Source organism: Agrobacterium sp. CCNWLW155 (assembly GCF_036888815.1).
Taxonomy (GTDB): Bacteria; Pseudomonadota; Alphaproteobacteria; order Rhizobiales; family Rhizobiaceae; genus Agrobacterium; species Agrobacterium radiobacter.
The window spans coordinates 70,299-92,220 of the sequence record NZ_JBAKFW010000008.1 but is presented as its reverse complement, the minus strand read 5'-3'; the positions used below and the strand labels follow the sequence as shown (position 1 = coordinate 92,220).

The 21,922-nt window shown below is 57.2% G+C and carries 20 protein-coding genes and 2 pseudogenes; 3 read left to right on the top strand and 19 right to left on the bottom strand.

The features are described 5' to 3' along the window. The first annotated feature begins 38 nt into the window (after positions 1 to 38). Entirely contained in the window at positions 39 to 290 is a 252-nt protein-coding gene (locus V6S97_RS21300) for a YMGG-like glycine zipper-containing protein (protein WP_111785170.1), read from the top strand. 284 nt (positions 291 to 574) lie between these two features. Here the strand turns inward: V6S97_RS21300 and V6S97_RS21295 are convergent, their stop codons facing one another. The 4 genes from V6S97_RS21295 to V6S97_RS21280 form a co-directional block, all read right to left on the bottom strand. After that, positions 575 to 790, bottom strand: coding sequence for a hypothetical protein (locus tag V6S97_RS21295; RefSeq protein ID WP_080865387.1), 216 nt, complete (start codon positions 788 to 790; stop codon positions 575 to 577). A gap of 1,223 nt (positions 791 to 2,013) precedes the next feature. After that, a complete protein-coding gene (locus V6S97_RS21290; protein ID WP_334427699.1) occupies positions 2,014 to 4,752 on the bottom strand; it encodes an autotransporter family protein in 2,739 nt (912 codons plus the stop codon). Positions 4,753 to 4,806: 54 nt separating this feature from the next. Further along, positions 4,807 to 5,433, bottom strand: coding sequence for an outer membrane protein (locus V6S97_RS21285; RefSeq protein ID WP_111785172.1), 627 nt, complete (start codon positions 5,431 to 5,433; stop codon positions 4,807 to 4,809). Positions 5,434 to 5,674: 241 nt separating this feature from the next. After that, the gene (locus V6S97_RS21280) at positions 5,675 to 6,718 is read right to left on the bottom strand and encodes a helix-turn-helix domain-containing protein (RefSeq protein WP_111785173.1); all 1,044 of its coding nucleotides are present in this window, start codon (positions 6,716 to 6,718) and stop codon (positions 5,675 to 5,677) included. 323 nt (positions 6,719 to 7,041) lie between these two features. On the opposite strand from V6S97_RS21280, the gene V6S97_RS21275 reads away from it, so the two are divergent. Beyond that, the gene (locus tag V6S97_RS21275; RefSeq protein WP_111785174.1) at positions 7,042 to 7,278 is read left to right on the top strand and encodes a DUF6894 family protein; all 237 of its coding nucleotides are present in this window, start codon (positions 7,042 to 7,044) and stop codon (positions 7,276 to 7,278) included. 37 nt (positions 7,279 to 7,315) lie between these two features. Here the strand turns inward: V6S97_RS21275 and V6S97_RS21270 are convergent, their stop codons facing one another. The 5 genes and pseudogenes from V6S97_RS21270 to V6S97_RS21250 form a co-directional block, all read right to left on the bottom strand. Then, positions 7,316 to 8,749, bottom strand: coding sequence for a PAS domain S-box protein (locus tag V6S97_RS21270; RefSeq protein ID WP_284766552.1), 1,434 nt, complete (start codon positions 8,747 to 8,749; stop codon positions 7,316 to 7,318). Between the two features lie 443 nt (positions 8,750 to 9,192). Beyond that, positions 9,193 to 9,410, bottom strand: a pseudogene (locus tag V6S97_RS21265) (glycogen debranching protein GlgX); the annotation flags it as partial. A 457-nt stretch (positions 9,411 to 9,867) separates the two neighbouring features. Continuing rightward, positions 9,868 to 10,146: a SemiSWEET family sugar transporter gene (locus tag V6S97_RS21260; protein ID WP_049832250.1), complete on the bottom strand. Its 279-nt coding sequence runs from the start codon at positions 10,144 to 10,146 to the stop codon at positions 9,868 to 9,870. Between the two features lie 48 nt (positions 10,147 to 10,194). Beyond that, a complete protein-coding gene (locus V6S97_RS21255) occupies positions 10,195 to 11,169 on the bottom strand; it encodes a TIGR03885 family FMN-dependent LLM class oxidoreductase (RefSeq protein WP_334427697.1) in 975 nt (324 codons plus the stop codon). 19 nt (positions 11,170 to 11,188) lie between these two features. Beyond that, a complete protein-coding gene (locus V6S97_RS21250; protein ID WP_111785177.1) occupies positions 11,189 to 11,485 on the bottom strand; it encodes a hypothetical protein in 297 nt (98 codons plus the stop codon). Positions 11,486 to 11,687: 202 nt separating this feature from the next. On the opposite strand from V6S97_RS21250, the pseudogene V6S97_RS21245 reads away from it, so the two are divergent. After that, a pseudogene (locus V6S97_RS21245) lies at positions 11,688 to 12,095 on the top strand (exodeoxyribonuclease III); the annotation flags it as partial. Here the strand turns inward: V6S97_RS21245 and V6S97_RS21240 are convergent. The 10 genes from V6S97_RS21240 to V6S97_RS21195 all read right to left on the bottom strand — a co-directional run bounded on the left by V6S97_RS21240 (position 12,041) and on the right by V6S97_RS21195 (position 21,918). Continuing rightward, complete coding sequence (locus V6S97_RS21240; RefSeq protein WP_162686285.1) at positions 12,041 to 12,187, bottom strand: hypothetical protein; 147 nt, start codon at positions 12,185 to 12,187, stop codon at positions 12,041 to 12,043. The pseudogene V6S97_RS21245 and the gene V6S97_RS21240 overlap by 55 nt on opposite strands. Before the next feature lie 379 nt (positions 12,188 to 12,566). Beyond that, a complete protein-coding gene (locus V6S97_RS21235; protein ID WP_334427695.1) occupies positions 12,567 to 12,692 on the bottom strand; it encodes a hypothetical protein in 126 nt (41 codons plus the stop codon). A gap of 47 nt (positions 12,693 to 12,739) precedes the next feature. Further along, the gene (locus tag V6S97_RS21230) at positions 12,740 to 13,399 is read right to left on the bottom strand and encodes a DUF2383 domain-containing protein (RefSeq protein ID WP_442886081.1); all 660 of its coding nucleotides are present in this window, start codon (positions 13,397 to 13,399) and stop codon (positions 12,740 to 12,742) included. Between the two features lie 39 nt (positions 13,400 to 13,438). Beyond that, entirely contained in the window at positions 13,439 to 14,137 is a 699-nt protein-coding gene (locus V6S97_RS21225; protein ID WP_080865393.1) for a glutathione S-transferase, read from the bottom strand. A gap of 425 nt (positions 14,138 to 14,562) precedes the next feature. Continuing rightward, positions 14,563 to 15,810, bottom strand: a complete 1,248-nt coding sequence (locus tag V6S97_RS21220; protein ID WP_111785178.1) for a glucarate dehydratase family protein — start codon at positions 15,808 to 15,810, stop codon at positions 14,563 to 14,565. Next, positions 15,810 to 16,607, bottom strand: a complete 798-nt coding sequence (locus tag V6S97_RS21215) for a sugar phosphate isomerase/epimerase family protein (RefSeq protein ID WP_111785179.1) — start codon at positions 16,605 to 16,607, stop codon at positions 15,810 to 15,812. Before V6S97_RS21215 ends, V6S97_RS21220 begins: the two co-directional genes overlap by 1 nt. Beyond that, entirely contained in the window at positions 16,604 to 17,638 is a 1,035-nt protein-coding gene (locus V6S97_RS21210; protein WP_162686287.1) for a hydroxyacid dehydrogenase, read from the bottom strand. Before V6S97_RS21210 ends, V6S97_RS21215 begins: the two co-directional genes overlap by 4 nt. Then, positions 17,635 to 18,804, bottom strand: a complete 1,170-nt coding sequence (locus V6S97_RS21205; RefSeq protein WP_020808151.1) for an SGNH/GDSL hydrolase family protein — start codon at positions 18,802 to 18,804, stop codon at positions 17,635 to 17,637. Before V6S97_RS21205 ends, V6S97_RS21210 begins: the two co-directional genes overlap by 4 nt. Before the next feature lie 15 nt (positions 18,805 to 18,819). Beyond that, a complete protein-coding gene (locus V6S97_RS21200; RefSeq protein WP_111785181.1) occupies positions 18,820 to 19,569 on the bottom strand; it encodes an SDR family NAD(P)-dependent oxidoreductase in 750 nt (249 codons plus the stop codon). Positions 19,570 to 19,587: 18 nt separating this feature from the next. Next, positions 19,588 to 21,918, bottom strand: a complete 2,331-nt coding sequence (locus V6S97_RS21195) for an alginate lyase (protein ID WP_334427693.1) — start codon at positions 21,916 to 21,918, stop codon at positions 19,588 to 19,590. Positions 21,919 to 21,922 lie beyond the last annotated feature (4 nt).

Genomic DNA, 21,922 nt, shown 5'->3' with positions numbered 1-21,922 from the left:
AAGTCTCTGCCGGGAGCAAACTTTAACGGAGGTTGAAATTGAACAAATTTCTCGTCATCGGATGCGTAGGACTGTGTCTGACAGCTTGCGCATCGACAGAAAAAGGTGCCGGGATTGGCGCTGCAACAGGCGCCGTCGTCGGTGGCGTAGCCACAGGCAACGTTCGCGGCGCCGCAGTCGGTGCTGCTATCGGTGGCGTATCCGGCGCCTTGATCGGAAACGTAGCAGGACAGCCCGGCCGTTGTTACTATCGCGACAGCGACGGAAACCGCTACGTTGATCGATGCTGATCTGTCCGGCCTCTATCATCGAACATAGCTGACGGTCGGCTACGAAGCCGCGCCGTATGACAGCGGCTTGTAGCCTTGATTTTTATATCTGTTGGCTTCAATCCCCGGCCTGATGGGTGCTTCGGAGTAAGCTAGTGTGGGCGTGCTCGTCGATACCGGAATGGCACCAATCGACCGGCCCGGGGGCAACGCCATAGAGCGTGCCAGTGACCCGCATGCGCTGTGACGGCAAAGGACGCATCGCTGTCTTTCGGTGAATGCTTGCTGGATCGTCTGACAAAGGTTCAGCTGGCGGCAAGATTCTCTGCTGAACCATTCTCCTTGCTCCTCAGATTTGTCAAATCCTCATCCAGTTCGCTAAGCCGCATCATATGTGCCGCGACCTGCAAGGAGATAGTACGCGGATCATCTGGCGAGAAACGTTGCCAACTCTTGAGACTGTCGACGACCTCAATGAGATCGCGGCGTTCTTTTTCAAGCTTCCTCAGGTCCCAGATCATTGTTACTCGCCTCCCGTTTCCACGTGGTTGAACGTAGCACGGCAGGATCAGTCCAAATCCCTAAGATTTAGCGTAAATTTTATCTAAATTGCCACTCCCGCCGGAGACTGGGTTCGGGCCCGTATATCGGCAGTTGCGCTCGGCCTGTTGAAGGAGGCCCGAAAGAGGTCCTTTATGCTCGGTCCTGCTGAAACTCGCCTGTTTCACCGGAGCGGTGACGGAACCTGTCACACCCGGCAAATCGATGCCATTCGATCCGCTCACCTGACTGCCGGAGGTTTCCGCACCGCCAGTGCTTGTCGGCTGCTTTCGCAGACTTGAACCGTTTGCACAACCGGTTACCAACATGCCTGCGGCAAGTATGCAAACGAGGGCTGGAGACCGCATTCGACGTTCCACTTTCACGCGAGGAGTACAAGCAACGTGCCAGAACGCGAAACGAAATCGTGGCCTTGGTGCGCCGGGGGTCAAGCTCGGCTCATGAGTCATAACTAGGCCAACATGGTTAACAGTTGGTTAATTGCCAAACCCGGATCTGGTGTTCCTTCCTCGGATCAGCGCCGCGCCCCCGCAGTTACCTGATAACAATATTGACCTGTGAGATTGAGACCCTAGAATCGCCAGCAGATTCTTTTGAGGTGTCGTTTTGCCAAAGCTCGAGCTTGTTTTTGTTATAGGCGCTTTTTTGGCTTTGGGGACATGGCTTTACTCGGACGAGTATCGGGCGCATGGCGCTCTTGTGACAATAATCCTTCTCGCGGTCGCATCAATCTATATCCTCTTGACGTCCAAGGAGAGAGTGTACCGGTTATATGCATGTATATCGCTGACCGTAATTTCCGCGGCAATCGGGGTCGTATTGCTGCGATTGTCAGGAATGCTTGGCTGATTCCGCGACGCAGGAATCAATATGCCATCGCGAACTGACGCGTCACGACAATGGGCGGGCATGAGACCTCTGCCGGGCCTCCTTCAGCCTTTTCCTTTCCTGCAAACGCCGGCACAGCGATAGCTCGTGCGCCGGATTTGGAAAATACGACCGTTCAATGGTCGATTTAGCAGCATAAAAATGTGGCGGCAGCGACGATGGCGTTCCGGGGCTATGGATTTGCGAGAGCAACTGCGGGCGTTCGATGCGATCCGCACGGTCAAAAAAATCGAAGCAAATACGGCAATCAGCGACCTGCGGTGTGAAGGAACTGGTCAGCGAAACCGGTTGCTCGCTAGAATCTGGTTTCGATTTTTATGCGGACCGCATGGTCCCGGGTCCCGGAATCATCGAAGCCGGTCCGGTACTCCAGGCCAGCGGACCACACATTGAAGATCGCATCAAGCGTAAGCCCGATGTTGCCATAACCGGAGATCTCATCCTTTCTGTCGAGCGCATAGGGAAGCCCGCCAGATGCGGCATAACCCATTATGGCACGGCCGGAATCCTTGAGGTCGAGTGCATATTCAGCCCTGACGCCTGGGATCAGCCTGCCCCATTCATAGTCGAACGCGTAACTGGCGCGCAAGCCCAGAACGCCCGCTACATTGTCGACCGTCTGGTCACCGTAAGTGAGGCGATAGGTGCTGTCACCTGCTTCGGAAAAGCCCTGAAGCCAGGATCGTGACATCTCCACCCGGCCGTAGGGCGATACCAGCCACGATTCGTTACGGAACTCGTAAGCGGCCGTCAGTGAACCAAACAACTGACTGCCGTTACGTCTTCCGCCTGTGAAATTGCTGTCGGCCGCAATGAACCGTACCGAATTGAAATCCAGGACGCTACCGCCGAGAAGCGCGTCAATAAACAGATTCTCGAACGGTGTATAGCTGCCATAGAAAGCGGCGCTGTAGGCGTTGGCACGACTTTGCGTGCCATTGTTGCCAACATCTGTGCTATCACGTCCATAGCCGACGCCAACACCTGCGATGAGCTCTTCCGAGAAACGGTAGTCAATGCCACCGCTGACGCCCGCAAGCGTGTAATCGAGATCGAGCCTGCCATCTTCCCGCTCACCGAAATTGACGAAGCCGCTCGTCCAGACAGCGAAAGGACCGGGGTCAAAATCTCGCTCCGGGAATTGATATTCCCCGGGAGCGACGACTTTCTCAGGAAGCCCTTGCTTGTTCTCGGTCGCATAACCGAGCGATGCAATGCCGGCGCCACCCGGATCCGGCTCGGGCTCCACGGGCAAACCGGAACCGCCGCCCTTCGACTGTCTCCCAAAACGTATACCGAAACTCGACTTTCTGCGCTCGCCCTCGTTATGAAGTCGCTCAAGCCGATTTTGGAAATTGCGTATCTGAACCTGCGCAAAACGTCCTGCGGCGCTCGTCTGCGCGTTGAGCAAACCAACAACGTCGGCGTCCATTGTTGGATCCGGAAAAACCAGTTTCTCCCTGTTGACGGAGATCGTGTAGGAACGTGCAGCTCCGTTTTGCGCCGTCACCAGCACGGATACGGTGTTTATACCCACGGCCAGTTCGATGGGCGGGCTCATATTCCCCGATGAGATCACATTGCCATGTATCGTGACGGCAGCGAAAGGGTCGGCGGCTGTCGGCATCACCTGAAGCGTAGCGGTGTCGAAAGGAAGGGAAAGCATATAATTAGCGACGCCCGGCGAAAATGCCGGTTCAAGACTTCCGACCGACGTGACCAGCGCAGCAAGACTTGTATTTCCGGACTGAGCGCGGACGATATTGACGCGGTATGTATTTGTGCTTACCCCGTCCCGGGCCGTGACGGTTATGTCGGCCGCATTGTTGCCGATGGCGAGTGGTATTGCCGGGCTCGGAAGACCGCCCGGGACGGGCGACCCGTTCAGCGTGATTGTTGCTGCGGCGTCGGCAGCAACGGCTGTCAGGGAAACACGCTCTATATCGCTTCCGACACTCACGACATAAGAGGTTATGGATGCCGAGAAGGATGGGGTGAGGGTGCCGGCGCTCGGTCTGATGTCTTGCAAATCCGCATTTATCGAAGAGCCGACTCGCCAGGTCAGAGTGTTGGACGCGAGGTTGCCATTTCCGCCCGTGTTGATTGCGGAATTTGCCGGCAAGCGAAGACTGAAAGTACCCGCACCGGAGGTGTAAAATACCAGAACGTCGTAGGTAATATTATCGTCGGTTCGAAGCCCCGTAACAGAACCGACCGCCGACCCGGTCGGGATCAAACTGAAATCCCCCTGCGTCAGTCCGGTAACCGCTTCCGAAAACGTGACTGTTATACGGCGAATGGAATCATCAGGGGAGGAAGAGGTAGAAAGAGTGACCGTTGGGGAATTTGCATTGACGAGTATCTGGCCCGTCGGGGGAACGCTGTTCAGGGCAAGTTCGGCTGGCTCGCCAACGGAATTTGCAATTGTGCCACCATTTAATGCGATGGATGTGCCAAGAGCAATTCCGTCCATATCCACATCGCCGGACTGGACAGTATATGAAAATGTGAGGACGCTGGAGCCGGTACCGGATCGATAGGCGGCTTGCCGGGTGGTCGCGCCGATGATGAGTTGAATAGCGGGAGTACCGGTGATCCAAACACTCTGGTCCATGTGAACGTGGAAACTCAATGTTTGACCGGCGTTGTAGTGTCCGTTCGCCGGCACGTCGACGGTTCGCACCCCCGGCGCGACAGCGGAAAGGACCGTCAAGGACGCCGGAGCGGAGTAAACGGTGCTACCTGCCAGCGTTGCCGCAACTCGATAATAGGTGCCGCTGTCAGAAAGCCTGACGTTCGGCAAGTGGAGTTCCGCTCCGTTGCCGTTGCTGACATTGGAAAACTGCCCGCTCGGGCTATAGGCCTTTTGCCATTGTATCGAGGTGGCGGCGTCCTGAACCTCGACGCTGAAAATGGCGCCCCGGCCTTCCGAAACGGAAACCGCGACCGGATGTCGGGTGACAACGGGCACCTGTGCCGAGGCGGCAACTGCCGTCAGAATGCTTATGAAAGCGGTCAGTATTACGATTGACAAATACCGGCGCGTTCCATCCAGCGTAAGTGTAGACCTAAAAAATGGCGGCATAGGTCAGAACTTTATGCCTGGGCCAACCCTGACCGTGTGCTGGCCGGTATCGACAGCGACGCCCTGAAGGGACTTGTCTCCATAATCAGTATAACGGTATTCGATACGACTGAACATATTGTCGGTGAAGGCATAGTCCAGCCCGGCGCCGATCGTGTAACCGCTGAATGTCTTTTCCTGTTTGTCCAATTCCGGCGCGTCCACATAGGCCCGCGTTCCGGCCCATCCCGCCGTAGCGTACGCAAGGACGTTGTTAAAGGTGTAACCGACACGGCCACGCAGCGCCCCAGCCCAGTCCAGACCGAAAACAGCGCCAAAGACTTCCTGTTCATTCCAGTGGCGTTCAATATCGCCCTCTACGGCGACAACAACATTGTCGCCGGGCTGGTAATGGTAGCCTGCAAATCCACCGAAGAGACTGCCATTGGCGTTTTCAGTTCCGGCGACACCGAAGCCTGAAAACGCGCCGTTGGCCCAACCTCCACCGGCATGAACTCCGAAATAGGTTCCGGACCAGGTGAACTCCGGTTTCTCCGCAACGGGCTGCGCGGTGTCCTCAATGGTGACATCCGCCGCAATCGCTGCGGATACGGTCAATGCTAGAGCGGCAGGCAGAAAGAATATTTTCATGGTGTGAAGCCTGATTGGAGACGACGATGTGGCGCTCGTTGAAACTCCGCTCTGCGCCGCCGACGCCCTGAATTGACGGCGCGCCGGAAACGCCTGGTGTGTGCGCCCACAGTGCAGACAATCGAAATTTCACAGGGGATAGAAGAGTTTTCGGACCGGCAGTGGCAAATCTATCCCTGCGCGCAAATGGCACTGGATAAAACAATCATTAAACGCAAATCCTGCAGACCGCGGATTGCGGTTATCGTCCCCATCTAGAGGCGTGATCGAACCAGGTTTGTGACTCGCCCTGTCTCGCCAGCGCGTTTTGCTGCGCAAGGGCACGCATCTCGCGCGGGCTCAATCCGTAGATACGCTGGAACGCGCGCGTAAAATTATGCGCGTACAGGAAACCGTGTTCCAAACCGATATCGGCGATGGACCTGGAGCTGTACGCCGGATCGCGAAGCACCTTGCGCGCCATTTCCAGCCGCCGTTTCAGAATATAGGAAGCCACACCGCCGTCATCGGAAAAGAGGTAGGTCAGTTTACGTATCGATATACCGAAGGTTGCCGCAATTCCGACAGGGGACAATTCCGGGCTTAGCAGCTTCGCATCAATATGGCGGCGGATTTCCTCACGCTGCACGTGAACGAGGCCCTTGGCCAAATCCTCTCTCGGAGCCCCGTTAAGGGTGGCAGCGACGAGTTCGATCGTCGGCTGAACCAAAGCCGCGGCCTGTCTTTGATTCAGAAGTGGAAGAGTGTGAAAGATATTATCGATGTGTTTGCGAAGCAGTACCACCATCGGCTGATGCGCTGAAAGGACCCTCATATTCTGCTCGTCGGGATGGTTTAACAACCCCACCAGCATCTGGCGAGGAATGAAGAGAGTAATATTGGAAAAATCGTTCGCTGATCCGGCATGGGCCTGGGCCGTATCATGAACGATCAGATCTCCGGGAGCGGCCTCGGCTTCCGCACGACCGTCCTGTCGCCGCCACCATCCACTGGTGAAAAACTGCACTTCGAAATGTTCGTAACCATCCGCAGCAATCCGATAGCTGGACCGGCTGAGCGTCTGTCCGACACTCTCGCAGTGGGTGAGCAGAAGGTCGCCCAGACGAAACGTAAGATGCCGGGTGTAAAAGCCGCTCGGATCGGTGAGTTTGAAATCATACAACGAACCTGCCGATTCCTCCCAGAAGGCGAGAGCCTTTTTAAGAGTGGTGCCGCGCGTATCCGTTTTGAACAGGAGCGTCGGCGGGTTGATTTTTATTACATCGCGTGCAGGGTCGACGGTCATATCATCTTCTTTTGTCGGATTGGGGCCTGATACGCACGTTTGCCCACCTGCGTGTCAGTAAAAGACTGTCAGGGTGTTTTCGACAACCGGGAGGCATCACCTCGTCAGGCGAAGACAACGCCTGTCGTGGCCGGAAGCCCGTCGTTCCATAAACTGGTTGCCGGCACTGAACCTGATTTGCGTGAAACATCCTCAAAAAAATCCCCGGTGCGCGGTAAGAGAAGGCAATGAAGAGCTGCGAACTACGCGGCCAGATTGGGAACCTGCCATCGCGAAATTCGTTAGCGCCCAAGGCCCCACGAAACCATATCAGGAATTTCGCAATGCCAAGGTACTTTTTCCATGTGCGTGACGCGCAGGGGCTCTCCGTGGATATGGAAGGAGCTGTCCTTTCTACGGATGAGCAAGCAAGGCGTGAAGCCGTTCAGGCTGCGAAGGAAATGTTAGCCGAGAAAATTCTCAAAGACGAAATTCTGGATGGCAACGCGTTTGAAGTGGTGCGTAGTGATGGATTTCTAGTCGCAAAAATTCCGCTAAAATCCGTAATCCGGTTCAAGTAGTTCGAATACGACCTACGTTCCTGTATTTATCCTCGACCTAGAGGCGGTCACGAGCGGCGGTCAGCCGGATGACCAAGCCGTCAGAATTCCAGTCTCGATGAATTTCTCCGCCAAGCTGACTACCAACGGTTGCGCGGCCGAGAATTGTCCCAAAACCTTCCCCGTCGGACGTCCGCTTGACCGGCGGCCCACCTTTCTCGGCCCAGATGAGGGTGAACAGCTTGTCGTCGCTTTGACATGTGATTTCAACACGTCCTTGCTCGGTTGACAGCGAGCCGTATTTTGCTGCGTTGGTCGCGAATTCGTGTAGCAGAAGCGCATAACTCGTCAGAGAACCGCCGGTAATTGTGATATCTGGACCACTAATTATCACGTGAGGAGCCGCGCCCTGACCATAAGGGGCGAGGATTGTTTCAAGCAATGCATGAAGTGTTGTCGCCCGAGCAAGGCGATCTGATTCTTCGGAGGTGTGCGGAACTGTCAACGTATGTGCCCGCGAAAGAGCGCCAAGCCTGTCTCGCACTGCGGCTGCGAGCTCGGCTGTCGTATTTGCCGTTCTTGCACTGAGAGACACTATGCTGCTCGCCACAGTGAAGAGGTTTTTTACCCGATGGTTCATTTCGTGGATCAACAGATGTTGTTGCTCCTCAGCGCGCCGGCGTTCCGTTATGTCGCGTGCGATCTTGGAAGCACCTATGACCTGACCTGACCGGTTTCTGATTGGCGAAACAGACAGGGAAATATCAACACGTGTGCCGTCCTTGCGCTGGCGGACCGTTTCATAGTGATCGATCTTCTCGCCGCGCCGAAGGCGCGCAAGAATGCTGGGCTCCTCATCGGTTCGATCCGGCGGGATCAACATCGTGACGGAGCGGCCAACGGCTTCTTCTGCAGTGTAGCCAAACAACTGTTCGGCGCCTCGATTCCAGTCCGTGATAATGCCGTTCAGATCTTTTGCCAGAATTGCGTCATCCGAGGACTGGATTATGGCCCTCATACGTTGTGTGATCTCGTTATCGAATTGATCATCGGGTTCTTCGACAAGCATGTTGATCCCACCGGAGATCGCGCCCCCGGCATCGAATATCGGTGTAGCGAACGCACGCACCGGAACCTGGCTTCCATCGGCTCGCTCTACAAGCATCCGATAATCTCGCACCGCTTGCTTCTCGCGCAGGGCCATCGCCATCGGGCTCTCTGCGTGTGGCAATGGCTTGCCATCGGGTGTGCGAAGCCTGAGGGATCCGCAGTATCTGATTTCCTTTAGATGGGGCTTGAGCCCCCATATGTCGGTAGCCAACTCGTTGTAAAATGTGAGGATGCCGGCGTTGTCGGTGAGATAACCCGCAATCGGCGAAACCTTCAGAAAATCGCGCGACGCCAGATGTCCGTCCAACATCTCGCTCGGCGACCCGCGAGCGAGATTGGAACGAAACGCTCGATTATCATCATCATCGGTGTGTCCGGACACTTGATACCTCTGACTCGCTCGTGTTGATCCGGGAGGATGGCATATAGCTTCGCTTACGTTGGAGTCCTGTTGTCAAGGGACAGGAAGCTATCTTGTGGAAGACGACCTGACAACCCGGAACATGGCCGCTCCCTTGATCCCTTTGGTCTTCACCCACGTGGCCGCCCGGGCTTCGTGCAGTCTGAGATTGTCGCGTTGCCCGCAGCGTCAAGCGCTTGGCTGCGGAGATGCAGCGGCGGCGACCTCGGGCTGCTCTCGAAACGGCGACAGCTCCATTGTCGGGAGATCAGCCCCATCGAAGGACTGAAGCTCATGACGTGTATGGATGCAATATCAGCCCTCAGTGCAGCGAGGATTTGTGTTCATTAAAAGAAGCATGGCCTCTATCTGCTGTGAGGCCTCGCTCAATATTTTATTCAGTTCAGTTTCTGCATGCCGGTCACGCCCGGTTTTAGCCCCGGCGCGTAACCGTGCCAGACCTCGTTGGTATATTCGGGAAGTTTGATCCGGCCGATTTCCGTCTTACCGTGACCTGCAACCAGACACAGTTCCATCCGCTCTGCATGGGCTCTGAACAGCGCGAAATTCACGCCGTATTATCCGCAATCGCGCCCAGCTGACGATGGTCGCCGGAGCCGATTCGGGAAAGTCTGCCGGTCATTTTTGCCTCTGAAAACACTGATTGGATAAGGGGTGGTTGTCGTAACCATTTCCGGGAAAAACGCCGTCGTTTATTGCCGAGAAAACAATCGCAATGCGATCGAAACGACTTCCGCTGCCTCGAACAGTTTCCCCTTATGAGGATCCCGAGAATTCTTTCAGCTGTTCATCAGAATTGTCCGCAGCGATGCCGTTTTGAAGCGGTGCGTCAACGGGTCCGAATTCAGCCTCCCATTCTGCACTGGCAGGTGCCACTGCTCTTCGTCGTGTCCGTCAGGCCTGCCTGCCTGCCTCCTCCCGGAGTTCATAAGAGCGCTTTGATATCCATTCCTCGCGATCGGTACCCATTTTTTTCCCGTGGTAGTGAACATCGATGTTGTGCCCAACACTGCTCCCCGACGAAAGTTCCAACGGGATCGGTCTTCGTCGCAGGCAAGCGGGATATCACCGGCCGTACCTTATCGGTGATTTCGTTCAGGCCTGCCGCGTGCCAGGAGCTTTTTGAACAGGATAATACCGGACAGGCAAAAGCAGATGGAGTTCGTCATGATGATCGGCCATTCGCCACGAAGGAACCCGAACCCTGCCCAGAGCGCAAATCCGGTCACACTCAGCATATACATGCGCGCCGAAATCGCTGCTGTATCACCCGTCCTCATCACTTTCCAAACCTGCGGGATGAAGCTAGCCACAGAGCAGATGGAAGCGAGATAGCCAACAACCAAACCTGCATCCATGAACATATTTCCTTTTTCTGCAAAGTTCCCGCGAACGACGTCAAATGATCAGGACATCGCGTTAACTGCCGGGAGAACCTCTCGTGCCATGAAACGGATAAAGCCCTGCTGGTCGCGAGAGACGTTATGGATATAAATTTCCGTGATTCCGCAGGAACGGCATTCGGCAATGAGGTGAAGAACGTCCTCCCCTTCTGTAACGAGGGGGACGAACTGTCCCATGTCATCCGGGAGGACCTCACGAGTCACATTGTCGAATGCGGCGGGGCTTTTAAGGTTGGCGAGATGATCTGCAGGCACTGCTGCCGTTCGCCATTGATCCCATGCGGCGGCGCGAGCGTCATCCCTCGTGGTGCCCCAACTGAGCTGAAGCTGAAGCGCAAGCGGCTTTCCCGAGCCTCCTTCCGCCCTGAACCGGGTAATGATCTCTGCCAACTCCTTCTGCGGCTTGCGTACGGTAACCAAACCATCGGTCCATCCTCCCATCCATGCGGCAGTCCCGGCCGAGAGCGCAGCACCGAAATCCGCGGGAGGCCTTCCGGGAAGTGACCAAAGCCTGGCGTCCTCGACCGAAAACCAGGGCAGCGCACGGGAAACCGTTTCGCCTCTCAGAAGCCTTCGCATAATGTCAGACCCGGCCTGCAGGCGCTGATCGCGCTCCGGTTTGTCCGGCCAACGCCCCCCTACAACATGTTCGTTCATGGCTTCGCCGCTTCCGACGGCAATCCAGCGTAACCGGTCTGGAAACATTTCCGAGAGAGTGGCAATCAAATGCGCGAGAACCACAGGGTGATATCGGAAGCCTCCAGGAATGGCGAGACTGCCGAAGGGCAGGGACGTCGCTGCCAAGGCAGCTCCCAGCCAGGCCCAGTTATTGCCGGAGTTCCCTTGGCGCGCGCTCCATGGGGTGATGTGATCCGAGGTCATGACAGCTTTGAAACCAGCTTCCTCGGCCTGCCTTACGAAAGCAAGCAACTCGCTTGGCGGGAACTGCTCATGAGACGCATGGTATCCAATAATCATGTCGTCGCTCCTGCGCCCGTTACAGACGTTCAAACGGTATCGCACGCACGACGATTTCCTCTTGGGAAAGCATCAGCGCCAAGCGTTCGCGATACTGCGCCCACCAACTGCGGTTAATTTCGTCCGTCATGACCTCGACGAGAAAAATATGGTCATGCTCCACCTTGCGACCGTCCTTCCAAAAACCTTCAGCGGGGGCTTTCTCATGAATAGTCACGCCGCCGAACTGCTCGGTCAAATCGGAACAGATGGTGTCGAGTACCTGGCTGACCATGTTGGCGGTGACTGGAAGCAATATTTCAACGAGATATGACATTATAGCCTTTCCGAGCGAATCGAGGTCCGAACCTCGTGGTCAGGGACTTGTTCCGTTGAACCCTGAGAACTCATTTGACCAGCATGATCACTTCGCTATCTCGTCCCGACGATAGTCGTCTGCCCTGGCAATGACTGCAGGATCTCTCCACCCGCTCCTTGCGAACAATCGGTGTAGCAAGCCAGAGAGAGATCCCAGTCAGGACTACGCGGCCGGGCTTCTTCAACTCGAGATCCCGGTCCTGATGATCGGGGATTTCAATGTGATGCCAACCGACCCTGACGTCCACAAGCCAGAGCGTTGGCGTAAGGACGCTCTCGTCAGGCCGGAAGTTCGAAGAGCCTACGCCGATCTTGTAACCAAAGGATGGGCGGACGCGATAAGACATCTGCATCCGTACGAACGAATCTACACTTTCTGGAAATACTGGCGAAATTCCTTCGAACGCGATGCCGGGCTAAGAATTGATCACATCCTTCTCAGCCCGGTTGCGGCACCATGGTTGAAATCAGCAAGCGTCCGCCGCGAGCCACGAAGCTGGGCCCACACGAGCGATCATGCGCCAGTGATGATCGAGGTTGACGTGCCGGAGGACAGAAGCGGCGCATAGGAGCGGGATGGCGAGCCGGAATTCGCTGCAATGCCGGAGAGGCCGGTGGAAATATCAGTGTGCGGACGTGTCAGCGTTGAAAACAGTTCCACCTCGACTGCCCAAAGAAGCAGTGCCGAAGCTCCCGGTTCAGCAACGCCGCTGTCTCAAGGCCGGGTTCACAAGGAACAGCTTCCGGCTGCTATGTCCCAGCGTCCACTGGGAGCGCGAACGAAGGAGACCTCGCGGTACAAATCTTGCCAGTTTCTCCGAGGGGTTAGATCGAGCTGCCGCAAGGCCGTGTACCTGTCCAAATCTGATCGCTGGTTGCAATGTCGCCAGTCGGATCGGGATAGATGTCGGTCACCGATTTTCCGAAGCACCAAACGAAGAACTTGTCCAAGAAACAAAGGGCGCCTGCCCGGTTCTCCTTCGGCAGGATACCAGGCTATTTACGAGCATATTGCCAGCAGACTGGATGACAGGAGGCAATCAAGGCACACCGCAGCGAGCAGGGCGGACGGGACGGGTATCTTCACCAACGGCGACGAGCGCAGTCCGCCGATAGCTGCCGCAGGCATCCCGCTCCCGTTCCGTGATCGGGGCAAGCAGCAACATTCACTCATCCGGTTCTTGAGTTGAAGCGCCGGGTGTACAGGGCCGGTTCAGAGTGTCCGCGCCGCCGAATCCATCCACGCCCGGTGTTTTTCCTCGTCCTGGTGAGCGGTCAGGAAGAAGGCTTTTGTGGCCGGGATCGCGCCTTCGTGTCGAGCGGCACGCTCGTAGGCGGTCACGGTGTCATCCTCGTTCGTTTTCATTGCCTTCAGGATCGCCCGGTCTCCCATCAAATCCGCCAACGCAATTTTACCGGTGGTCAACATTTGCTTCAAGTCACCTTCAATCGGCGCTTTGATACCGAGTTCAAGCGCGATTTCTGTGAGAACCCGAACGTGCTGCAGCTGATCTTCTTTAAAGGCTGCCATCTGGCTCGCAAGCTCCCGGCTCTCGAGCCTTTGCGTGCAGGAATCGTATGCGGCGATCGCGTCGTGTTCCAGATAAAGAAGGTTCCTCACCAAGTCCTTGATGTCTGCTTCATTTCCTACCATCGTAACCATCATGTCCTCCTCGGGTGGCTTCACAGGACGTGGAACGGAAGTGGCCTGCCTGAGTTCCATTGGCAACACGCCGGTCCGGTTTCGTACATTGAGGAAGTGCCGCCCGACGGACTGAAGGGCACGCGCGCTGACCGCGGCCGCCGAAAGAAAATCACGACCTTTTATCCGTTCGGCAGCGGGAGCTCTCGCGGCAGGAACGGGATCAGGCATGGAACGATTCCCTGTCTCCAGAAACTCGCCGTAGAAAGTTCAGCCAGCCACCTTTCGAAGGGATCGCTCAATCTCTCCGCCACAATAGGCCTCGCCATAGTCTTCAAAACTCCGACGGCTCAGGCCCGCCAGGGGAGTTCCACCATCCACTCGCGTTGAAAGGCCCCAGATGACCGGCGAGGTGTCCTCTATTATCCGCCTGATGGTCGGGAAGCGGCTGGCCATCGTCCTCCACAGAATTGCGGTTACGATATCCGCGACGCCTGGGCTTTCGGTGCCGAGCAAAAAACCGGTGCCCGCGCTCAGGCCGTGCCTTGTTCCCGTGTCCTCGAAAATGCGCACCCACTTCTGCAAGCGCGGAACGAACTCCCCCCACTTTTCCGGCGTCCACATCTCGCGCCCGCCGTCGAGCGTCAATTCGTCAAGGACGTCGTTGGCATCGTTCACGAGTTTGGCGCTGAGCGCACGGCCCTCAACAGTTTTAGGCAAGAGATCCAGCCGCTCACCAAGATACATGGCGATCGCAGGCATCTGGGAAATTGCAAAACTTCGTTCGCGGTCAATCAGAACCGGTGGTCCCATGAAAGCAACCGGCTGTTTTCCGGGCTCGCGGCTCATAATCTCTTCGACACCATCTGCGCCGTGTTCGTCCCAAGAATATTCGCAGTGCGCCAGAATTCCACGAATGAACTGACCCCGAAACGGAACTGGCCAGTAATAGAGTTCGAAGTTGCTCATGACGTATTCCCTTCCCATGCGAAGCACTAACGGCGCAGGCCGTTGCCAGTTCCTTTGTTTGACGATCGGCCATCATCCTTCGCCACCGTCTCTGGTCACATCTGCATTGAGAGGCAGTTCAGCCGCAGTCAACGCCCATCGGGCGCTTGGGACGGGCCAAAACCTTCGCCTTGTCGTTCCCCTGATCGCCACCAGCACACCCCAACCGACAGGAGGTCATACGGGTTTGAATCCCGTGAACCCGACAGACCGGCGGCCGTTCTGTTCGATCCATAGCTGTGCACCTGCTCTGGCCCTGACACGGAAAGCATTGTGGCGAGGGCAATCGACGCGCAGTATTCAAAAGCATGGTCGTACGTCCACTGTGGCCGCAGGCATGTACATCCCGGCGTGGTGTGATCGTGTCCCGGCGAGCCGGCGGCACCTCACCAACGCGGCACAAGTCTTTCGTACTGCGGATCAAACAGCTTCATGTAAGCTGTATCATCGCGCTCCTTCAAACGGCTTTCCTCGTAAAGTGCAGCAAGAGACGCGACTTTTTTCCTGTCCAGCGAAACGCCAAGCCCCGGATTTGCCGGCAGGCCGAGTTTCCCCTCACGGAAAGTGAAGGGCGTCCCCTCGGTTACGTCGGTAGCCGTCCAAGGGTAGTGCGTGTCACAGTCGAAAGTAAGATTTGGTGTTGCTGCCGCGGCGTGGACCATCGCAGCGAGGGTGATCCCCAGATGTGAGTTGGAATGCATCGAAAGGCCGAGGCCTAGAACTTCGCAGATTTTTGCAAGATGGGAAGAGGCCCGAAGTCCCCCCCAGTAATGATGGTCCGAAAGTACTATCTTCACCGCATTTTTTTCAAAGGCGGCGGCAATGTGATCGAACTCCAGTACGATCATGTTTGTCGCCAAGGGGATTGAGGTTGCAGCGGCCACTTGCGCCATCTGCTCCATGCCCAGGACAGGATCTTCCAGATATTCCAGAATATTTTCGAGTTTGCGCGCCACATAGATTGCAGTCTCGACGGTCCAGGCGCCATTCGGGTCAATGCGCAAAGGATGGTGCGGGAAGGCTTCCCGAAGTTTCAGCATTGTTTCTATTTCGAGGTCGGGGTGGAGTACGCCTCCTTTAAGTTTTAGTGACTGGAAGCCGTATTTTGCAACCATCCTGCGGGCTTCGCCGACCATCTGGTCCGGTGTCAGGACTTCCCCCCATTCGTCCGGGTCCTCACTGATATGCCCGGCAAACTTGAAAAACAGATAGGCACTGAAAGGGACACTCGTCCGGACTGCACCTCCGAGGAGGTCGCACACCGGGCGCCCGAGGAGTTTGCCCTGAATGTCGAGACAGGGAACTTCAAAGGCGGACGCGACCACATCTGTCAGCTTGTGATCGGCCACCGCCGATTTGGCATTGATGCCGCCACTACCGGGCAATGCGGTCATGACGCGCGATTTCAACTCGTGAAGGCGAAACGGATCGAGCCCGATCAGGGCAGGAGCCGCGCGTCGCAAACCATCCAGCGCCTTGATGCTTCCGTAACTTTCTCCAAGACCGACCGTGCCGTCGTCGCATACGACTTCGATAATGGTGCGCAACGCATGGGGCTGATGCACCCCCTTGCAGTTAAGCAACGGCCGGTCGGGAATGGCGACCGGTGTGAGGTGAATTTCGGCTATGCGCATCAAAAAGCTCCTTTTCGCCACCAGCCGCGCGCAGCCTTTAGCGCATCGTCCAGCGGGGGCAGTTCGGGATGCCAGTGGCGCTCCCATTCCAGACTGAGGGGGATGTGTCGTTCATCTGACTGTAAAACCGAAACCAGTTCCGCCATGGGAAAATCGCCGTGGCCGGGCAATACATAGCGTCGTCGGCCATCGTTGCGCGTCGTGCTGTCCTTGACGTGCAGATGGACGACATTTCTTTCGATGTGTTGCCAAAGGGTTTTGAGATCGCTGCCTTTGGTCCAGGTGTGGTGGGTGTCCCACAAAATCCTGGCTGCCGGCAAGCGCGTGATGAAGGCGAGAAGCTGATCGAAGTCCGCCAGCGAGTCGTGTGTCTCGATCATCAGGTCGACATTCAGCCCGCGTGATTGTCGCAGCGCCTGCCAGCCGTCCAACAGGCCCGCCGCCTGTGCCATCTCATCCTGTCCCAAATGTTTGCCGCCGTCGAAGATGCGCAAATGGGAAATGTCTGCCGCTTCCGCCCAGTCAATGAAAGGCTCGACGGCGGAAAGATCGGTGCTGCCGAACAGCCGAATGGACGTGTTGAGGGCAGCAACCTTGAGATCGCGTTCGGCCAGAAAGGCTGCAAATCTGGAAGGAGTGGCAAATTCGGCAGTGAGCGCCGGGATCAGGTCGGCCGTACCGGACAGCGCGCGCAACTCCACGGTTGCGATGCCATGACACTTGGCCAGATCTGCGGCCTCGTGCAGACTGAATTCGGAGCAGCCGAGCGTCGAAAAGCAATAGTTGAAAGCGTTCATGCCATCCGCTCCATATCCCGCTTGTGAACCGGGTGAAGCGGGGCAAGCCCCGCGACGAAACGTTCGATCTCGGTAATGGCCAGATCGGAAAGCGCCCGCAATTCATTGCCCAGTGCCCCGGCAATGTGGGGGGTGAGCACAACATTGGGCAAATCGTAGAAAGGGCTATCCGTCGGCAAGGGCTCCGGCTCCGGAGTATCGATCAGAATACGCAAACGCCCTGAAACTGCTTCGGCGAGCAAGGCATCGTGATCAACCAGCCAGCCGCGTGCCGTATTGATGAAGATCGCATGATCGGCCATCAGCGCCAGTTCACGGGCACCAATCATGTGGCGGGTTTCGGGCAGGATCGGCGCGTGCATGGTGACCACATCGGACCAGGCGAGAAGCTCGTCGAGCTCCATTTTCGTAGCACCAAATGCGGCCGCGTCTTCCACCGAAAGAAAGGGGTCGTAGACGGCGATCTGGAATTTTCCGCGTGCCAGCATCTCCATGACCAGCCGACCAATCCGTGACGCGCCAACAATGCCGACTTTGCGCGAATAATTGCCGAGACAGGGCAGGCTCATGCCACGCCTGCTGCCAAAACCGCCCGTGCCGCGCTCTGCCCGGTGTTCGTCTCGCAGACGAAACACATCCTTGCCGCACATGATGATTGCCGCACAGGTAAACTCCGCAACCGGCACGGCCATGGCGGATGCCGCCGTGGTAATGAGAATATCGGATGTTTCCCAAAATTCGGCAGGTGCGACCGTGCGCACCGAGGATGCGGCATAGGCTACCATCCTGAGCTTTGGCGCACGGGCGAGGCGCGCGCGCGTCAGGGGCGGCGTGCCCCAGGCGGCCAGCAGAATATCCGCCCCGGCCAGCGCTTCGGCGCCCGCTTCCGTGTCGAAATCCGTATAGGGGAAACCCGGGATGATGTCGGTAATTGCATTCAACCGCGCCCATTCGCGCGAACCAAAGAAACCTTCGGGAAGTTCGTTGCGCATGGCGATCAAAAGCCGTGGTTTGTCTTGGTATTGTCTCATGGGCGTACCGGACTTGAAACAGGGCGAACCTCGATGCGGGTGACGCCGATTTTGAGCGGTCGAGAACCGGGCCGCAGGATCACATCGAAAAAAAGTTCGGGAGGGACTTCACCTGGCCTGAGTTTCAGGGGAGGGGTTCTGAGCGCCCCGTGCCATTGGGTGGCTGGGAAAAGAAAAAATGTGCCGTCCACCGAACGGAACGGCGCAAGTGCAACTGCCTCCTGCCCCTCGGCTGCAGCATCTTTCAGACGGAGCGATATTCCGAGCACGTCGCTATGCGCCGGCACATCTACATCGCATATGGCCTCGATCCAAAAACCTGCGCCCGGATGGACAAGCCGCCCGCCGAGACGGTGGCTCTGCTCACTCACTTCCGTGACTGTCAGAGCTGAAAAATCCGATGCCAGATTGCCCGCTGGATTGTTCACCGGGTCAAAACGGTCGTCTTTCGCCACTATACGGGCCGGCGCGCGCGGCACGATCGTTTCCAGATAGGTAGCAAGCAGCTTTCCGACGGCAAAGGCGCCTGTCACCGCAAAATGGGTGCCGTCGTCGGAATAGCCGGGATAGGGCTCGCCGAATTCACTTTCGGGATCGACCCAGGCCGAGTTCCAGTCGAAGACATGGCAATTGGCGTGAGCCGCAGCAAATTCGATGCTCTGCCGGTTGATCCAATGCGCCTTTGCCCGCTCCGCACCGCCGGCCGGCCATTTCCCAATGCCACGGGCGAGGATCGGGAGAAGGATGACAGTCTTGCCCGCATCGAGCAAAGCCGAAACGATCCGCGCTCGTGTATCCGCAATCGTCTGGCGTGTTTCCACCATCATGTCGTTGGTGCCGGCATCAACGATGATCAGATCGAAATCCGATTGCAGCAGTCGCGGCAGCCGCCGTTCAATCTCGATTGCCTTCTGACCGGAAACCCCGAAATTGAGGCCGGAAAAGAACCGGCTGACACCCGGCCGATTGCTCGGCTCCCAGCCGGGCGGCACGGATGGATCATGGTAGACAGGGCAGCAAAGCCTGCCATGCGACAATACCTCGGCCCAGCTCAACCAGCCGCGTGCCGACGTGGCAAGCGAGGTTGCGTCGCCAATATGGTTCTGCTGGACGAGCGAAGTGCCGAGAACGGCAATCCGGCTCGCCCTTGGTAACGATACGGACATGGTTCTTACCGGTTATCAGGAGAAGAGGATGCCGCCATTGATGTCGTAGCAGGCGCCGGTGATATAAGCGGCATCGCCGGACGCAAGGAAAGCCACCAGACCGGCAACGTCTTCACTCGATCCTTCCCGCTTTAGCGACGTGGCGCCTGCCACCCTTTCACGCACTTCGGGTTTGGTGAAGGTGTCGTGGAAGGTGGTCGAGATCATGCCGGGGCAAACGGCGTTGATCCGGATATCAGGGCCGACTTCCTTGGCAAGTCCGCGGGTAAAGGTCATCACGGCACCTTTGGAGGTGGCATAGGCGAGGGCTCCTGGACCGCCGCCGTCCCGGCCGGCCTGCGACGAGAAGGTAACGATCGCCCCGCCCTTCGCCATTTTGGGCAATGCGGCCTTGGTCATCAGGAAGAGTGACGTCAGGTTGACGTCGAGGACCTGATGCCAGAAGGCTTCGTCCATATCCGTGATTGTCTTGCGGGCGATAAGGCCGCCGGCAACATGGACGAGGCCATGGATCTCGCCGAATTTGTCTGTGGCGGCAGAAATCGCGGCCTCGATTTGGCTTGCCTTTGTCAAATCCACCTTGATTGCCAGAGCCGAACGGCCACGCTTTTCGATTTCGGCAACCGCCGTGACCGCACCCTCGGCCGCACCATTATAGGTGAGAACGACATTGGCACCTTCCTGGGCAAAACGTATGGCGCATGCCCGGCCGATATCCCGGCCGGCACCGGCGACAACAACGGTCCTGTTGGTAAAACGCTGCATTTGAAAAACCTCGTATGGTTAGAATTGCTTGGGAAGGGAGAGCTTGAAACGCTCGTCGTCGACGTCGCTGAAATAGATGTCGGTCGAAAAACCCTGGTCGTCGATGAAGCTGAAGATGCGCTTCGGTTCCTTAAGGCTGTACGGCACCAGAAGCGTGACCAGCCGATGCCGGGTGGCCGCCGGAACCGTGGCGCAGACATGATAGTGGATGTCGAGACCCTCGAACTCCCTGGGATCGATGTCGGGAAAACCTTCGACGGCCGCGATCTGCGGTGTGCCGGCTGACGAGAAGACAAACTGGCCATAAAAGCCCGCCTTTTCACCATTGTAGCGAAAGCTCGATCTGCCGGTCTGCGGTGCCCCTGCCGTGTGGCAAAGCCATTGCAGTTCCTGGGGTTCCGAACATTCCACCTCATCGACAATCACGAAGTAGCTGTCGTTGAGAAAGTGAATTTCGCGCTCAGCCTTTAGAACCAGCGGGTTTGCCACCTGATACGCAGCTGACGCATCGCCGAGAATACGGATATGCCCGGGCTCTTCCTCAACCGAGACGATACGGCCGGCGGCACGGCGCGCCAGCGCCTTGTCCTTTTCCGCATATTGTCCCTTTCCGCCGATCAGGACGGCGTTTTTCGACCGTGTCTGACGACGCCAGTTCAGATGCATCTGCGAATTGAACGCCACGTAATAGCCGGACTGGATCGCCAGATCCTCGCCGTAGGCATAGAGAACAAAGGCATTCTGGTCGCCATGGCTATGGCTCAGCGAACCGTAAGGGCTGGATTTGAAGACGAATTGCAGATGCCGTTCCGGGTCTTCCATATGTTTCTGGATAGTCGCCCAACCGATGTCATCGAAAACGGCGAGTGCCGGCAGGTCGCCAGGTGACGCGGCTTCCACCTGCTGATAATCGTGGCGATAGACGAGATCATCGAAGTTCAGGTCCCACCAGCCGTAATTGTAGAAGGCCATTTCCGTGCCCGTCGCATCAGCCTTGATGTGATCGAAATACCATTGGTAATGGCCGTCGCCTGTGACGCCGGCGAACTGCCGGACGTTGTAACCCAGCTTCAGGCCGGGAAGATCGCCAAGCGTGGAGTCGTCGCCAAAATTGGCGCGGCGGGTTCCCGGCGCCTTGGTGTAAAGCGGGAAGCGCCCCGTGTTCTGGAAAAACGGCCGTTGATAGAGGTCGTAACCGATATAGGAACGGATAAGATTGGCGGCCTCTATGAGATAGGCCATGCCGGTCATCCAATAATGCGGCCCCTCCGCCCAGCCGCCATCGGTTCCAGCCCATGGGGAATAGAGGGTGGCGAGGAATTCAACGGTGTAATCGAACCATTCGCCCGCCTCGTCGCTTTCGCCCTGAAGCGCGATACAGGCCGGTGTCAGGACTGCCGACAGCGAACGCACCGCGTGGCTGTCATAGGGAAACACATGAATGCGGGCATGCGCAATGACATGGTCGGCAACCTCACGTGTCCGTTCGAGAAGAATCGACCGCACGACCTCGCGCTCGTCCCCGCTCAGATGGTCGTATAGCCAGTCATAGCCCCAGGCGAGTGCCACGACGACACGGAACCCCGCCTCGTCATTATAGGCCCGGGAGGTCGTGCCTTTCGGATCCCACCCGGCAACGGCCAGCAGCCACTTTCTGGATGCATCGAGCAGATCGTCGCGTCCGAGCACGCGGCCGGCGATGGCCAGATGCCGGATGGCATAGATCACTTCCTGGCAGTCGATATACATTTGCCGCCAGAGCGTCGCGGTGCGCGTATTGTCGGGATAGGGCTGTGGTTCCGGCATCACCGGCCGCTCCAGCCAGGGCTTTACCGATTTTTCGTAGAATTCGGACCAGCCGCAATGACCAGGGTCCTTTGCTACGGTCTGCGAGAAGGAGTTCAATTGTTCCGGATTGAGCCAGAGCCGCGGATGGCCGGCATGCGCGGCTGCATGACGGGCTGGCCTGCCGGGCAGCGGCGTTTTCGGCAGCGAAGCGCCGATCTCGAAGCTGCGCGCGGCACTCCAGTTGGAATCCGGCGTCGCGGACTTCTGGTCCCACAGCGCATAACACCAGTTATAACGGCCTTCCGGCAAGGCTTCGTCCGGCGTGAAAAAATTCCAGGCGAGATCTTCAAAGACGAGCGTCTTTTTGTCTGCAAAGCCGGGATCGGTGGAAATGCGCAGCACGTAATGCGCGCCGTCGTCGATGTCGGGCAGCCATGAAAAGCGCGGAGGGTTCTCCGTGGGCGGTACTTCTTCGCTCGGCTCGTAGCCAATGGTCAATGAACCCGGCCGGGGTTCATCGAGAAGTGTCTGTCTGGAGATGGCCGGGGCAGAGGGACGCATTGCG

Coding starts and splice junctions, on each gene's coding strand:
- V6S97_RS21210 (WP_162686287.1), bottom strand. CDS start 17,638: ATGAGACAATACCAAGACAAACCACGGCTTTTGATCGCCATGCGCAAC.
- V6S97_RS21285 (WP_111785172.1), bottom strand. CDS start 5,433: ATGAAAATATTCTTTCTGCCTGCCGCTCTAGCATTGACCGTATCCGCA.
- V6S97_RS21230 (WP_442886081.1), bottom strand. CDS start 13,399: ATGCCTGATCCCGTTCCTGCCGCGAGAGCTCCCGCTGCCGAACGGATA.
- V6S97_RS21205 (WP_020808151.1), bottom strand. CDS start 18,804: ATGTCCGTATCGTTACCAAGGGCGAGCCGGATTGCCGTTCTCGGCACT.
- V6S97_RS21220 (WP_111785178.1), bottom strand. CDS start 15,810: ATGCGCATAGCCGAAATTCACCTCACACCGGTCGCCATTCCCGACCGG.
- V6S97_RS21195 (WP_334427693.1), bottom strand. CDS start 21,918: ATGCGTCCCTCTGCCCCGGCCATCTCCAGACAGACACTTCTCGATGAA.
- V6S97_RS21225 (WP_080865393.1), bottom strand. CDS start 14,137: ATGAGCAACTTCGAACTCTATTACTGGCCAGTTCCGTTTCGGGGTCAG.
- V6S97_RS21280 (WP_111785173.1), bottom strand. CDS start 6,718: ATGACCGTCGACCCTGCACGCGATGTAATAAAAATCAACCCGCCGACG.
- V6S97_RS21250 (WP_111785177.1), bottom strand. CDS start 11,485: ATGTCATATCTCGTTGAAATATTGCTTCCAGTCACCGCCAACATGGTC.
- V6S97_RS21215 (WP_111785179.1), bottom strand. CDS start 16,607: ATGAACGCTTTCAACTATTGCTTTTCGACGCTCGGCTGCTCCGAATTC.
- V6S97_RS21255 (WP_334427697.1), bottom strand. CDS start 11,169: ATGATTATTGGATACCATGCGTCTCATGAGCAGTTCCCGCCAAGCGAG.
- V6S97_RS21235 (WP_334427695.1), bottom strand. CDS start 12,692: ATGTTGCTGCTTGCCCCGATCACGGAACGGGAGCGGGATGCCTGCGGC.
- V6S97_RS21275 (WP_111785174.1), top strand. CDS start 7,042: ATGCCAAGGTACTTTTTCCATGTGCGTGACGCGCAGGGGCTCTCCGTG.
- V6S97_RS21295 (WP_080865387.1), bottom strand. CDS start 790: ATGATCTGGGACCTGAGGAAGCTTGAAAAAGAACGCCGCGATCTCATT.
- V6S97_RS21260 (WP_049832250.1), bottom strand. CDS start 10,146: ATGGATGCAGGTTTGGTTGTTGGCTATCTCGCTTCCATCTGCTCTGTG.
- V6S97_RS21200 (WP_111785181.1), bottom strand. CDS start 19,569: ATGCAGCGTTTTACCAACAGGACCGTTGTTGTCGCCGGTGCCGGCCGG.